The following is a 541-nucleotide window of genomic DNA, read 5'->3' as shown; positions in this document are numbered from 1 at the left end:
GCATCTGGGCGCGACGAGCCGCCCCGGCCACGAATTCCGTCTCGCCGAGCGGGCGGTAGAGCGGGTCACCGCCACAGCGGTAATGCGTGTCGCATTCGATGAAGACGCTGGCGCGGATGTCGTGGCCACCCGTCGCGTCCGCGAGAAAATCCTCCAGCAGATAGGGATCGCGCGGCGCGCCCCAGAGATGGTGATGCGCGTCGATGATGGGCAGGTCCGGCTCCAGCGCGGCTTCCCGGTGCAGGGCGAGCCAGTCGGGCCGCACCGGTGGATGGCGCACGGGCGTTTCGGAGACGGGTTGATCCAGGATATTTCTCCGCGAATTTTTACTTTGTGTCGACACTCAAAGTCCTAACTCAGGCCGCGAATTATGTCGATTCCTAGACATATGAAACCGGAACCAGATTGACAGGCGGAGCCCGGAACCGCCTAACTGTCGACAGGAAAGAATCGCCATGACGGAGCCCGGGATGACGAGTCCGCTGCGCCTGTACGGCCGCAGCGTGGGGGCGGGGCCGCTCACCGTGCTGCTGCATCCGGT

Annotated in this window: 1 pseudogene; it reads right to left on the bottom strand. The window is 64.3% G+C overall.

From position 1 onward, the window contains the following. Positions 1–280, bottom strand: a pseudogene (locus AC1DWF_RS37930) (amidohydrolase family protein); the annotation flags it as partial. Between the last annotated feature and the right edge of the window lie 261 nt (positions 281–541).

It is taken from the genome of Aminobacter sp. P4_D5 (genome assembly GCF_056401815.1).
Note: the sequence above shows the minus strand (reverse complement) of the source record. Positions and strands in the feature narration are given on the sequence as shown.